11 protein-coding genes are annotated in these 13,312 nt (G+C 39.3%); 4 read left to right on the top strand and 7 right to left on the bottom strand.

The annotated features are described in order from the left end of the window. Positions 1-770: 770 nt before the first annotated feature. Positions 771-2,951 (bottom strand): catalase/peroxidase HPI, encoded by a 2,181-nt coding sequence (gene katG, locus J8L73_RS05900; RefSeq protein ID WP_211015396.1) that lies wholly within the window; start codon positions 2,949-2,951, stop codon positions 771-773. Between the two features lie 723 nt (positions 2,952-3,674). Between katG and J8L73_RS05905 the strand changes: the two genes are divergently transcribed. Further along, positions 3,675-4,565: a tetratricopeptide repeat protein gene (locus J8L73_RS05905; RefSeq protein WP_211015398.1), complete on the top strand. Its 891-nt coding sequence runs from the start codon at positions 3,675-3,677 to the stop codon at positions 4,563-4,565. A gap of 138 nt (positions 4,566-4,703) precedes the next feature. Here J8L73_RS05905 and J8L73_RS05910 read toward each other — a convergent pair whose 3' ends face one another. The 5 genes from J8L73_RS05910 to J8L73_RS05930 all read right to left on the bottom strand — a co-directional run bounded on the left by J8L73_RS05910 (position 4,704) and on the right by J8L73_RS05930 (position 9,067). After that, on the bottom strand, positions 4,704-5,024 hold the full coding sequence (locus J8L73_RS05910; RefSeq protein ID WP_211001055.1) for a hypothetical protein: 321 nt from the start codon (positions 5,022-5,024) through the stop codon (positions 4,704-4,706). Between the two features lie 9 nt (positions 5,025-5,033). Next, positions 5,034-5,783, bottom strand: a complete 750-nt coding sequence (locus J8L73_RS05915) for a nuclear transport factor 2 family protein (RefSeq protein ID WP_211001056.1) — start codon at positions 5,781-5,783, stop codon at positions 5,034-5,036. 250 nt (positions 5,784-6,033) lie between these two features. Then, on the bottom strand, positions 6,034-6,777 hold the full coding sequence (locus J8L73_RS05920) for a ferredoxin--NADP reductase (RefSeq protein WP_211015400.1): 744 nt from the start codon (positions 6,775-6,777) through the stop codon (positions 6,034-6,036). Positions 6,778-7,133: 356 nt separating this feature from the next. Next, on the bottom strand, positions 7,134-7,835 hold the full coding sequence (deoD, locus tag J8L73_RS05925) for a purine-nucleoside phosphorylase (RefSeq protein ID WP_211001058.1): 702 nt from the start codon (positions 7,833-7,835) through the stop codon (positions 7,134-7,136). After that, a complete protein-coding gene (locus J8L73_RS05930) occupies positions 7,835-9,067 on the bottom strand; it encodes a phosphopentomutase (protein WP_211015402.1) in 1,233 nt (410 codons plus the stop codon). The genes deoD and J8L73_RS05930 overlap by 1 nt, the downstream gene beginning before the upstream one ends. A gap of 192 nt (positions 9,068-9,259) precedes the next feature. Here J8L73_RS05930 and udk point away from each other — a divergent pair, with 192 nt between their 5' ends. From udk to J8L73_RS05945, 3 genes are all read left to right on the top strand, one after another. Next, complete coding sequence (gene udk / locus J8L73_RS05935) at positions 9,260-9,892, top strand: uridine kinase (RefSeq protein ID WP_058550446.1); 633 nt, start codon at positions 9,260-9,262, stop codon at positions 9,890-9,892. Positions 9,893-9,909: 17 nt separating this feature from the next. Next, positions 9,910-11,136 carry a NupC/NupG family nucleoside CNT transporter gene (locus J8L73_RS05940; protein WP_211015403.1) on the top strand — a complete coding sequence of 409 codons (1,227 nt, stop codon included), beginning with the start codon at positions 9,910-9,912 and terminating at the stop codon, positions 11,134-11,136. 675 nt (positions 11,137-11,811) lie between these two features. After that, positions 11,812-12,522, top strand: a complete 711-nt coding sequence (locus J8L73_RS05945; protein WP_211015405.1) for a transporter substrate-binding domain-containing protein — start codon at positions 11,812-11,814, stop codon at positions 12,520-12,522. A gap of 2 nt (positions 12,523-12,524) precedes the next feature. On the opposite strand, the gene J8L73_RS05950 is transcribed toward J8L73_RS05945, so the two are convergent. Beyond that, complete coding sequence (locus J8L73_RS05950; protein WP_348771967.1) at positions 12,525-13,307, bottom strand: transporter substrate-binding domain-containing protein; 783 nt, start codon at positions 13,305-13,307, stop codon at positions 12,525-12,527. Between the last annotated feature and the right edge of the window lie 5 nt (positions 13,308-13,312).

A 13,312-nucleotide genomic window follows, 5' to 3' on the forward strand; every position in this document is an offset into this window, starting at 1 on the left:
GCCTGGTTTTTGATAGCTTGGTTGAACGTAAGTAAGTTTTGTTGAGCTAAAGTGATTACAAGCTTCGCTTCTCGCGTGAGCAAGCTCGACGCCTACGGTGGATGATTTAACGCTTGATGTAAAAAGGTGGGTTTGGTTAGCTTTTTTATAACTATTGGAAAAGCTTGAATTAGCGCAGCTAAAAATTTAAGTATAGGTGGGCTTTATTGGGCGTAAGTGACTAGAAGCTTTGCTTCTCGCGTGAGCAAGCTCAACGCCTACGGTGGATGATTTAACGCTTTATGTAAAAAGCGTGGCTTTGGTTACTTTTTTATAGCTATTGGAAAAGTTCGAATAAGCGCATCTAAAAATTTAAGCATAGGTGGGCTTTGTTGGGCGTAAGTGATTAGAAGCTTTGCTTCTCGCGTGGCAAGCTCAACGCCTACGGAGGGTGATTTAACGCTTTATGTAAAAAGGTGGCTTTGGTTACTTTTTTTAATGTTTGGTTTTTGAATATTTGAATGAATGCAATTTGGGGTTGTTGAGCGTAAGTAATTAGAAGCTTTGCTTCTCGCGTGAGCAAGCTCGACGCCTACGGTGGATGATTTAACGCTTGATGTAAAAAGGTGGGTTTGGTTACATTATTAATGTTTGGTTTTTGATAGTTTGAATAAGCGTAAGTGATTAGAAGCTTTGCTTCTCGCGTGAGCAAGCTCAACGCCTGCGGTATGTGATTTAACGCTTAAATAAAAAGGTGGCATTGGCCACCTTTTTTAGTTTTACCTCGTAGATTATTTAAGATCGAATCTATCGGCGTTCATTACTTTTACCCAAGCATTTATAAAGTCGTGTACAAAACGTTCTTTATTATCGTCTTGTGCATAAAACTCACTTAGGGCACGTAAAATAGAGTTTGAACCAAACACTAAATCTACACGTGTGGCTGTCCATTTAATGGTGCCTGTTTTACGTTCTACAATGTTGTAAATACCTGGCTCTAGTGGCTTCCAGTTGTTGGCCATGTCGGTTAGGTTTACAAAAAAGTCGGTTGATAATGTGCCTACGTTATCAGTAAGTACACCATGTTTTGTGCCTGCGTAGTTAGTACCTAGTACTCGCATGCCGCCCATAAGTGCGGTCATTTCTGGCGCCGTTAAGCCCATTAACTGGCTACGCTCTAAAAGTAGTTCTTCTGGCGATACGCTAAAGTCTTTTTTAAGGTAGTTTCTAAATCCATCGTGAATTGGCTCAAGTACATCAAACGACTCTGCATCGGTCATTTCGTCTGTTGCATCTCCGCGCCCTGGTGCAAACGGAACTATTATATTAACACCTGCTTGTTTTGCAGCTTGCTCTACAGCCGCTGTGCCACCAAGCACGATTAGATCAGCCATACTTACTGGCTTAGATAAACCCGCTTGTACTTTCTCGAGCGCTGATAATACGCTTGCTAAGCGCTCTGGTTCATTACCCTGCCAATCTTTTTGTGGTGCTAAACGAATACGCGCGCCATTTGCACCGCCTCGTTTATCAGAGCCACGATACGTTCGTGCGCTATCCCATGCAGTATTTATTAAATCAGTTACGCTTACACCGCAATCAAGCAATTGCGCTTTTAAGCTTGTAATTTCGTCGTCTGACAATGTGTAATCAACCGCTGGAATTGGATCTTGCCAAATTAGGTCTTCGCTTGGTACGTCTTTACCTAAGTAACAAGCTTTAGGGCCTAAATCACGGTGAGTTAGCTTAAACCATGCGCGCGCAAACACATCAGAGAAGTATTCAAAGTCGTTATTAAAACGCTCAATAATTTTACGATACGCTGGGTCCACTTTCATGGCCATATCGGCATCGGTCATCATTGGGTTTAAACGAATTGATGGATCTTCTACGTCTACTGGTTTGTCTTCTTCTTTAATATTTACAGGCTCCCACTGATGAGCGCCGGCTGGGCTCTTTGTGAGCTCCCATTCGTAATTTAGTAATAAATGGCAGTAACCGTTATCCCATTTAGTTGGGTGTGTGGTCCATGCGCCTTCAAGGCCTGAAGTTACAGTATGACGACCAATGCCGCCTTCTTTAGTGCTATTCCAGCCTAAGCCTTGCTCATGTACGTCGGCGGCTTCTGGCTCAGGGCCTAAATGCTCTGCTTTACCATTACCGTGGGTTTTACCTACAGTGTGGCCGCCTACAGTAAGCGCGGCTGTTTCTTCGTCGTCCATTGCCATACGCGCAAATGTTTCACGCACGTGGGCTGCCGTTTTAAGCGGATCTGGTATGCCGTTAACCCCTTCTGGGTTTACGTAAATAAGGCCCATTTGTACTGCCGCTAATGGGTTTTCCATGGTGTCTGGTTCTTCTACATTGTTGTAGCGCTCATCACTTGGTGCTAACCATTCTTTTTCTGCGCCCCAGTAAATATCTTTTTCTGGATGCCAAATATCTTCACGGCCGCCGGCAAAACCATAAATTTTTAAGCCCATTGATTCGTATGCCATGTTACCAGCAAGTATAAATAAATCGGCCCACGATAACTTATTACCGTATTTTTTCTTAAGTGGCCATAAAAGCCTACGAGCTTTATCTAAGCTGGCATTATCTGGCCATGAATTTAACGGTGCAAAGCGTTGATTACCTGTACTTGCACCGCCGCGCCCGTCAGATAAACGATACGTGCCCGCAGAGTGCCACGCCATGCGAATCATTAAACCGCCATAATGTCCCCAATCGGCAGGCCACCAATCTTGGCTGTCGGTCATAAAGGTTTTTAAATCAGCTTTTACTTCGTCTAAATCAAGCGACTCAAACGCCTCTGCGTAGTTAAAATTGGTATCGTATGGGTTTGATTTAGTGTCGTGTTGATGAAGAATGTCTAAATTGAGTGTGTTTGGCCACCAATCGGTGTTTACTTTAGAAATAACTGAATTACTACCGTGCATAACAGGGCATTGACCCGCTGTTGGCTTGCTCATTGTGAATCCTTATTTATTTAAATTATTTATTTACTATTTCTTTATAAATCGATATTTAACGGTTAGTGCGCTTTTTATAATCTGTACTAGTAATATAGGCATCCCCCCCGTTATTAGCTACCTATAAACATTTAATTAAATCGATTGATACTATTGATAATTCAGATGTTCGTACGAATTTATCTCAGATTTGCGTAAAACCATTTAATTCAGGAGCAAACTTAAAATAGTGCACTATTTTGCAAAGAGCTAAATTTTCGGAAGGCAATTTTTATTTGTGAAACAGGGCAACTATCAACGCTTAAAACCTAGTTTGTAGCGCATTTAAAACTTATAAATTAATTTTAAACATTCACTGATCTAATTTACGAAAGCGGGCGTAATGGTATGTGAAGGGTTTGAAAGTGGCCTTGGTTTATCAAAGCGCACATTGGAACACCCCCCTTCACCATGAAATTGTAGTTATTATGAAAAAGGTGTATTACTAAGCCCAATGCACCTTTTCTTTTATTTTTAACTAATTGAATTAAGTTAAGTAATTGTTCAGATAGATTCAGTTAGCATGTAGTTGTTCTCCTGTGAACCCTTACGACATATTGTTGTTTTAAGCAGTTTTTGCCAGCTCTCCTTGAGCTGGCTTTTTTTTGCCTGTTTTAATTGGGTAAGATTGTGCCCCCGTGTTAAAGTATTTGTAATACTCAATTAATTTAACTAGGCGTACCAATGCGTTATTACCTCTATTTTGTTTGTGTGTGTTTTACACTCTTTATTTCTTCAACTTATGCTGCAGAGCAAGTTTCTCAAGCCCCTACAGCACAACAAGAGCAGCAAGCTCTTGAGCAACTTAAAGAGCCAATGTACAAACCACTAATGGAGCGTTACATTCTTGATGAACTAAAAGCCGTTCGACAAGATCAGCAAAAGCTTCGCGAAGATGTAACTAAGCAAGTAACGCACGCCCAATTAGATACCGCCGACCGCGCTTTAACCTACACTACCGACACTATTAATAATGTATTTTTTATAATTACGGCTACCGCCTCTATTTTGGTATTGGTGGGCTGGAACTCTTTGCGTGATGTTAAAAACAAAGTAGAAGATATAGTAAATACACGTGTGAGTGTTATTACTGACGAGTACGAAGATCGCTTAAAAATTCTTGAAGAAAAGCTACGCGTACGTTCAGAAGAAATTCTTAGTAACCAAGAACGTATATCGGTTACAAACGAAGTGCACTCACTGTGGATGCGTGCCAATTTAGAAAGTGACTTTGCTAACAAAATTGAAATTTTTGACGAAATACTTAATCGTAAACCAGAAGACGTTGAAGCGATTGCGTACAAAGCCGATGCGCTGCTTGAAATTAACGAAACAGCACAAGCTATTGAACTTTGTAACCAAGCCATTGATATAGATAGTGATTACGGTTATGCATATTGGCAGCGTGCCTGTGCTTATGCACTTACACACAAACATGCCGACGCCTTAGCCGATATTAAAATGGCACTTGAGTATTCACCTAATTTACGAAATGAGCTATTGCATGAAAGTGCATTTGCAAGCCTGCATGACAACGATAGCTTTAATATTATTGTAGCGGGTGAGCAAGCATAGTAAGTTAGCTTTGCACTTAACGTTGCTGGTATTTAAAAAAGGGCTTAGGCCCTTTTTTAGTACATGGGAATTGGATTTTAAAAGTTAAGTAAGCAAATATGTTAACTGTGAATGTGCAGCGACTTAAATGGTGTGCGTTTATCGCTTAAAGTATAGGTCGATGGCTTTAGTGAGCAGCTCGTCGAGTTGCTCTTCAAACTCTTCCATATTAATTTCAAAGTGTTTTAAATATGCGCGAGCCTGCACAAGAGATAGGTTACGGCTGTTTACACTGTATTGCCGCTCATCAATAGTTTTGTCGTGACGAGGTAAAAATACAAACTGTGCATAAAAAGGGGATTTAATATGCTTATTAGCAAAGCGACAGAAATCTTCAATATGCTCAACGCCTTGCGGCCCAAGGCAACCTGGCTCAATGCGATACATTAAGCGAATTTTTTTTTCGTCATTTATTTGCATACTTACCCTTTATCTAAAAAACAGCACACGTACTATTTTTCCATCTTTTATTTGGTAGCTCGATATAAGCTCTGAGCGTTTATCAATTACATTTTCGTCGGTTGAGCAAGTTTCTGATAGCTCGTGATCTATTACAATATCGCCGTGCACTATGCGTTTGATTGGCGATGAGTGAATACACTTTAGCTTTTTAAACATTAGCCCGTAACGTGCTATTAGTTTTTCTTTTCCTTTAAATAGTAGCTCATTTGGGAAAATATAAAACTCTACATCTTCATCATATACACGTAAAAACTCTTCAATGTTGCGTGCGTTATATGCTTTTATTAACTGCTCTACTACAGCTAGAGATTCGCGTGACTGCTTAGCTTTAGTTTGCTGCTTAACTGTTAGGGCTTCTTTAGCTTGTGTTACTGCTTTTTCGGCTTCTGCTACGGCTACGGCTTTTTCTATTTTGTTTTTAGGTTTTACAGCTGGTTTACTTTGCTCGTTACCTAAAACTTTGGAATCATCCGGTTTGGTGTTATCAATAACTGGCTTTTTGAGCTCAGGTTCTTTGTACTCAAGCGTATTAAGTTTATCTTCTGTTTTAGTTTCAGCCACTGATTGCTGCTCTTCAACTATTTTACTTTCAGTGTTTACTTGCTCTGCTTGAGTTGGTTGTGCTTTTTTTTGCTCAGACTCGGTTTGATCAGCAGCATAAGTAATAAGCGCAACGGTAGTAGCTAACGAGGCCAAAATGATTGATAACGGTTTCATAACTTTCCTAAAATAAACACTAAACACGTGTAATACCAATTGCATTAAATAAGTGATCTATTATAGCGTCAAGAAAATAGCACAATAACAACGCGAAAATTGTGACATATAGCTGTTCTATATGAATAATTTTTAACGCAGTTAGTGAGTTATTTAATGCGATAGAATGCTCATATTTTGATAAAATTGGTATAAGGTTGCAACATAGCAAATTTTAACGTTATCGGGTAGCTAATACCATAGCTGAAGCTTACCAATACTGCTCTACAGTGATGTTACCGGGATTTTTGCGGCGATTTCGGGTAAAGTTTTTTTCAAGTAATAAGTTTGTTGTATCTTTTACCATTTGTGGATTTCCGCAAATCATAAACTGGGCGTTGTTAGGTGTAGGCTGTAAGTTTGCATGTTCAAACAGTCTATTGTTTTCAATAGCGCTAGTAACGCGACCGCTAAGGCCTTGTAACGGCTCTTCTCTACTCACTACAGGAATATAGTTAAGTTGCTCTGGGTACACTCTTAAAATCTCATTAATAAGTGCTTGATAGCTTAAATCGTTATTAAAACGTACGCCATGCACTATATTAATGCTTTTGTATTTTTGCCATACATCGGGTTGCTGCAATATAGATAAAAATGGCCCTATTGCAGTGCCCGTTCCGAGCATCCAAAGCTGATCGCTTTGCGGGATTTCGTCAAGGGTAAAAAAGCCTGTAGCACGTTGTTCTATAAGTACAGTGTCGCCGGGTTGCAATTTTGCTAAATGCGGCGAAAGCAAACCATCAATAACGTTAATTAAATAGAACTCTAGATTGGGGTTTTCTGGGGCATTTACAAATGAGTAAGCGCGAGCAATACGTTTTTCGCCATCTATTATTGAAAGCTTGGTAAATTGCCCCGCCTTAAATGGCGCTATATCTGCGTTAAGCGTTAAACTAAAAAGTGTTTCGCTCCACCATTTTATATCTTTTACTGTTGCTTCTACCCAATTAGACATATTTAACTCCAAAGCTGAACAATATCACTGCCGACCTAAAGAATGGTTGTAATTAAAACACTATCATTAAGTGAGATAAACTTACATAACGCACCGTTATATTTAAAAGCTTTAAGAGAGGGATTAATTTGAAGAGGCTTCGCTCTAAACATGCGCAAACCCTAGCACTTTAATAAAGATTAACTCTTTATTTAGGCATAAAAAAAGCCGCATAAAATGCGGCTTTGGAGGTTTTAGTCTCACTTCACTTTGGGCGTGTCTCCAAAACTTAGTGAATACGTTACCAAGGAACTGTTATATTTAACCTGAACTCTGGATAATAAATCTCTTAACCAAAGTTCAGATTATTTAGTTAATTAGATAGACTCTAATGCAATTTTAACCATTTCGTTAAACGTGCTTTGACGTTCGTCGGCTGGTGTTGCTTCGCCAGTGATCACGTGGTCACTTACGGTAAATAGTGCCATTGCGTTTGCACCATACTCTGCAGCAACGCCGTATAAGCCGGCTGTTTCCATATCTACAGCTAACATACCCAACTTATCTAGGTCTTTGTAGAATGTGTCGTCTGCTTGATAGAAGGTGTCGGTAGTAAATACGTTACCTACTTTTGCTTTAATACCTAACTCTTTCGCAGCATTTACGCCGTTTAAAAGTAGATCAAAATTAGCAATAGCAGAAAAATCGTAACCACGTACACGTGCACGATTTACATTTGAATCTGTGCTTGCACCTTGTGCAAAAATTACGTCGCGGATTTTAATGTCGGTACCAATACCGCCACATGTACCAATACGTATAATGTTTTTAACGCCAAAGCTTACAATTAGTTCGCGTGCATAAATAGACATTGATGGAATGCCCATGCCAGAACCCATAATGCTTACTGGTTTACCTTTATAAGTGCCAGTAAAACCGTACATGTTACGAACACCTGTAACCTGTACTGCATCATCTAAAAAGTTTTCAGCAATATATTGCGCACGTAGCGGATCGCCAGGCATTAATACTGTTTCGGCGAAATCACCAACGTTTGCACTGATATGCGGAGTACTCATTAATTGTTTTCCTTTTTATTTGGTGTAGTTAGCTTATCTAAAAAGCTGTCACCGTATTCAAGCTCAGAAAGGTTAAACCACTGTGCTAGGGTTTGGCCTATATCTGCAAAGCTGTTGCGTTCACCTAATGGTGTGTTATTCATACCTGGCTTATAAGCTATTACAGGTACGTATTCACGAGTGTGCTCTGAACCTGGAAAGGTTGGGTCACATCCGTGATCGGCAGTGATCATTAGTACATCATCTGCATTTAACTGTTTAAGTATAGTTGGTAAATAGTCATCAAATTCTTTTAATGCTTTTGCATAACCTACTGGGTTACGGCGATGACCAAATTTTTCATCAAAATCTACAAGGTTAGTAAAAACTAAGCTGCGATCTGGTGCGCTTGAAATAACTTCACTGGTTTTTTCAAGCAAGTTCATAAGCCCTGGTGCTTTGTGCTTTTGAGTTATGCCCTGATGCGCATAAATATCTGAAATTTTACCAATACTAATTACTTCGCCGCCATCTTTTGCTAATACATCTAACAACGTTGGCGCTGGCGGAAGTACCGAATAGTCACGACGATTACCTGTACGAGCAAAATCTTGACTATTTGAACCCAAAAATGGCCGCGCAATCACTCGTCCTATATTCATTTCATCAAGTAGCGCCCGTGCGATTTCGCAAACTTGATAAAGCTTATCTAGGCCGAATGACTCTTCATGCGCGGCTATTTGAAACACGCTATCAGCTGAGGTGTAACAGATTGGCTTACCTGTTTTTACGTGCTCTTCACCTAGCTGCTCTAATATGGTGGTTCCTGATGCATGGCAATTGCCTAAAATGCCAGGAATACCAGTGCGAGCAATAAACTCGTCTATAAATTCTTGTGGGAAGCTCGGCTGTGTTTTAGGGAAATAACCCCAATCAAATAACACAGGTACACCCGCCATTTCCCAATGACCTGATGGTGTATCTTTACCGCTCGAAAGTTCTTTAGCATAACCCCAAGCACCTTGCGGTGTTTGACGATCTGATACTAAACACGTTTCCCCACCGGCAGCTTCACATGCATCTACTAAACCTAATTTAGATAAATTAGGTAGCGATAGTGCACTGCCCGTTTCGTCATAATATGCTTTAAGTAAGTGAGCGAATGTATTAGCGCCAAGATCACCAAATTTGTCTGCATCTGGTGCTGCACCGATTCCTAGGCTATCCGCCATTAAGATAATTGCTCTTGCCATTTTGACCTCACTTTGCTTCTAGGTGGTTACTTTATCCGCTGATCGAATTTTTCGTACAGGACAAAAGTCCTGTTTCATAAAACCTAAACATTATAAATTTGCGTTCTTGAGCGAAGCAAAAGAGATTAATCGTGTCTTTTTTGCTATTGTGATCTACCAACAATATATCCTTCTGTGTGGGTGAGAACTTTAGTGACACGAACTACAATTATAGCCATAGCTGGCGCATCTGCGTCTGGCAAATCTCTATTTAGCCAAACTATATACAACGAACTGGTTAACGAGCTTGAACCTGGTGCTATCGCCATTATCGAAGAAGATGCTTATTACAAGGATCAGTCTCATTTGCCTATGGCTCATCGTACGCAAACTAACTACGATCATCCTGATGCATTTGAACATGAACTAATGCTTGAGCATTTAACACAACTTCGTAGTGGAAACTCTGTAGAAGTACCAACTTATGATTATGCACAGCATACCCGTAGCGATAAAACGCGACGTGTACCGGCTGCTAAAATCTTAATAGTAGAAGGTATTTTATTACTGAGCGATAAAGCGCTTAATAAAGAATTTGATATTAAGGTGTTTATTGATACACCTTTAGATATTTGCTTAATGCGACGTATGCAACGTGATATGGAGCAAAGAGGCAGAACATTACAATCTGTTGTTGAGCAATATCAAGCAACTGTTAGACCGATGTTTTATCAATTTATTGAGCCTTCTAAGCATAACGCTGATTTAGTTGTGACTCGAGGCGGTATGAACCGTGTTGCGATTGATATTATTAAAAGTAAAATCAAGTATTTACTACAAGAATAATAACGGGAAACATGGGTATGACAACATTAATGAGCTTAGTGGGCATGGTTGTGCTGCTAAGTATTGCTTTTGCGGCTTCAACTAACCGCAAAGCAATTAGTTTAAGAACCGTTGGCATAGCGTTTGCTATGCAAGTCGTTATTGGCGGTTTTGTTCTGTTTTTTGAAGCAGGAAAAAATGTATTAACAAGCATGTCGGCAGCCGTTTCATCGGTTATTGGTTATGCAAATGACGGTATTGGGTTTTTATTTGGCCCTCTAGCGTCGCAAGATACGCTAGGTTTTATATTCGCAATTCAAGTATTGCCGGTTATTGTGTTTTTCTCAGCGCTTGTCGCTGTTTTATATCACCTTGGCATTATGGATTGGATAATTAGAATTTTAGGCGGTGGTTTACAAAAGCTTTTGAAAACCTCGCGTACAGAATCGCTTTCAGCAACGGCCAATATTTTTGTGGGCCAAACTGAAGCACCGCTAATAGTTAAGCCATTTATAGCAACAATGACTAAGTCTGAATTGTTTGCAGTAATGGTAGGTGGTTTAGCCACTGTAGCAGGCTCTGTTATGGCCGGTTACGTAATTATTGGTGTAGACCTTAAGTATCTTATTGCGGCAAGCTTTATGGCCGCGCCGGGTGGTTTTTTAATGGCAAAAATGATTGTGCCAGAAACAGAAACTCCTAAAGATAACTTAGCAGATTTAGATTTAAGTGATGATGATAAACCAGTTAATGTAATTGATGCAGCTGCATCAGGCGCCGCAAACGGCATGCATTTAGCACTTAACGTAGGTGCAATGCTACTTGCCTTCGTGGCGTTAATTGCTCTACTAAACGGTTTATTAGGCGGCGTTGGCGGGTGGTTCGATTACCCAACATTGACGCTTCAAGAAATATTAGGCTATTTATTTGCTCCTGTTGCATGGTTACTCGGTGTACCGTGGGATGAAGCAATTATAGCCGGCAGCTTTATTGGTCAAAAGATAGTAGTAAACGAGTTTGTTGCTTACTTAGACTTTATAAATTATCGCGATACGTTAAGCGCTCACACGCAAGCAATTGTTACTTTTGCATTGTGTGGATTTGCTAACTTATCATCGATAGCCATTTTACTAGGTGGGTTAGGCGGTATGGCGCCTAGCAGGCGGAAGGATATCGCACGCTTAGGGCTCAGAGCAGTGTTAGCAGGATCTATGGCTAACCTTATGAGTGCAGCAATTGCTGGGTTTTTCCTCTCGCTAGCTTAGAAACTTATTGAGATGAACTCAGGTGTTGCAAAACAAGAAGATAGTCCTTTAAGGGGTTAAAGTACTATCTGACTTGAACGATACTTCACCAAGGGCCGCAAGGCCCTTTTATCGTTTTAGGGCTTTAATAATTAACCTTCCTTCTGTTTACTCACCTTCACACAAGCAAACTCTTCATAAGTCTTTATATACCCTTTAAGCCGCTATTATTACAAACATAGTAACTCATTCTATTTAACCAGAGTTCTGGTTATTAAAACTCTTAGCGCTGTATGTAGCTTTGCATGCCATGAGAATATCTTCAAACCTTAGGTTATCTTACCTAATACACATTCGCTTAATTGAACTCTATTTTTGAGGGTGGAAAAACGTGTTGATAACTAGACAAAAAATTCGCTATTTAATTGTTCTCGGCAATTGCTCCTGCATTGCTCTACTTTCTGCATTTATGCGGTCGTAAATGAAGATATTTTAACGCAGGTAGCAACACGCTTAGCCCCGCATAGTGATTAAGTATTATTGCAGATTGGCATAAGCAAATTACCATCAATAAAATGCCTAACTTTTAGCTTAATTTTTGTTATTAAAGAAATTTATGCCAATTTTACTTTTGTATTTTTTATATTTTAAGCCACACTTAATTTATGCTTATAAACCAAATAATGAATATACCTTGTGAAACCCTTTATTTACCTTTTATGCCTTACCTATTGCCTAGCCGCCGTAGCGCAAGATGACTACTTGGTGGTAACAGAGCTTGCTCCACCTAATCAAGAACTAGTTAATGGTGAAGTAGTGGGTGAAGGCACGCAGTTTATAAGGGATATTTTCGCCCAAGCCAAGCTAAAACCTAATATACAAATGTACCCTTGGGCAAGAGCATATAAAGTCGCTAAAGAGCTTAAAAACACGTTTATTTACAGCTTAGCACGCACTGAGAAACGCGAAGATTTATTTTATTGGATAGGGCCTGTAGGACGCTTTGAGCTAGGATTTATTAGTTTATCGTCACGTAATGATATTGAAATCAACAGCACAGAGGAGGCAAAAAAATACAAAATTGCGATGCAACGAAATGACTTTTCTACACAAACTTTAACTAAACTTGGTTTTAAAGTAGTACTTACATCAGATATACAAAAATCATACTCTTTATTATTGGCAAAAAAAGTAGAATTAATTGTTGATGATCCTTTATACATGCAGCAAATGAGTGACTATTTAAAGCTAGAACCTGGGCACTTAAAATTCGTTTATAAAATTGATGAGTTGACGATTGATGCCTACTTGGCGGCTAATAAAAAAACAGATATTCAACTAATTGAAGCCCTTCAAGCAGCATTCTTAGAAGTAAAAAAGAATAAAGCTCTCCCTTATAGTCACTAACATCAGCGCTTATATCGCTTTTTATAAGCTGAAAAGTTATCCTTCCTTTTAAGTTTTTCATACTCACTATTAAAACGCGCTACAATGTAATTGGGTACTGATTTATTAAACGCAATGTAGTTGCCTGCTATTTCAGGTATTGGCAATTCCTGCAGTCTAACGACATCGTCCTCACTATACCCAAAAGGCGAAAGCTGATAACCAATTGTGTACTCTGAGCCTAAAATTAAGTCTATTTTACTATTTAAAAACAAGTGCATATATTGCTTTTCATCACCTATAGACAAAAGGTTTTTACCTGCTTCAAACCCTACTTTTTTGACTATCGATTCGTAAATATCCCCTCTTACAATAGCAAGTGAAAACTGCTTAGCTTCATTTAAGCTGTTCATTTTTAACTGAGTATTTTTTTTAAGTTTATAAAAAAATGTTTCACTGGATGCCAAAGGCCCTACCCAATTAAAAATAGGCGTTCTTTGGGACGTTTTAGCGATAGAAATAATACCTGAATGCTTTTCTTTTTGGACTAGGCTGTAAGCACGTTTCCAAGGAAGTATTTTAAATTCACAGATAATGTCTGACGCAAAGCATACATCTTTTACAATATCGAGATTTATGCCAACAAGCTGACCCGCTTTGCTTTCAAAATTGTATGGTGAAAAGTGCTCAGTGTAGATCGTGAGCTTGAAATCTTCAGCCTGTACATAATGGCTGATAAATATAAAAACGAGTGTGAGGAAGGACTTAATGATAACGATACCTACTGATGAACTTACATTAATAATAGGCG

The organism is Pseudoalteromonas sp. MMG006 (assembly GCF_018101025.1).
Classification (GTDB): Bacteria; Pseudomonadota; Gammaproteobacteria; order Enterobacterales; family Alteromonadaceae; genus Pseudoalteromonas.

Bases quoted from the DNA above. Each gene is read 5' to 3' on its own strand.
- katG (WP_211015396.1), bottom strand. From the start codon at position 2,951: ATGAGCAAGCCAACAGCGGGTCAATGCCCTGTTATGCACGGTAGTAAT.
- J8L73_RS05905 (WP_211015398.1), top strand. From the start codon at position 3,675: ATGCGTTATTACCTCTATTTTGTTTGTGTGTGTTTTACACTCTTTATT.
- J8L73_RS05910 (WP_211001055.1), bottom strand. From the start codon at position 5,024: ATGCAAATAAATGACGAAAAAAAAATTCGCTTAATGTATCGCATTGAG.
- J8L73_RS05915 (WP_211001056.1), bottom strand. From the start codon at position 5,783: ATGAAACCGTTATCAATCATTTTGGCCTCGTTAGCTACTACCGTTGCG.
- J8L73_RS05920 (WP_211015400.1), bottom strand. From the start codon at position 6,777: ATGTCTAATTGGGTAGAAGCAACAGTAAAAGATATAAAATGGTGGAGC.
- deoD (WP_211001058.1), bottom strand. From the start codon at position 7,835: ATGAGTACTCCGCATATCAGTGCAAACGTTGGTGATTTCGCCGAAACA.
- J8L73_RS05930 (WP_211015402.1), bottom strand. From the start codon at position 9,067: ATGGCAAGAGCAATTATCTTAATGGCGGATAGCCTAGGAATCGGTGCA.
- J8L73_RS05940 (WP_211015403.1), top strand. From the start codon at position 9,910: ATGACAACATTAATGAGCTTAGTGGGCATGGTTGTGCTGCTAAGTATT.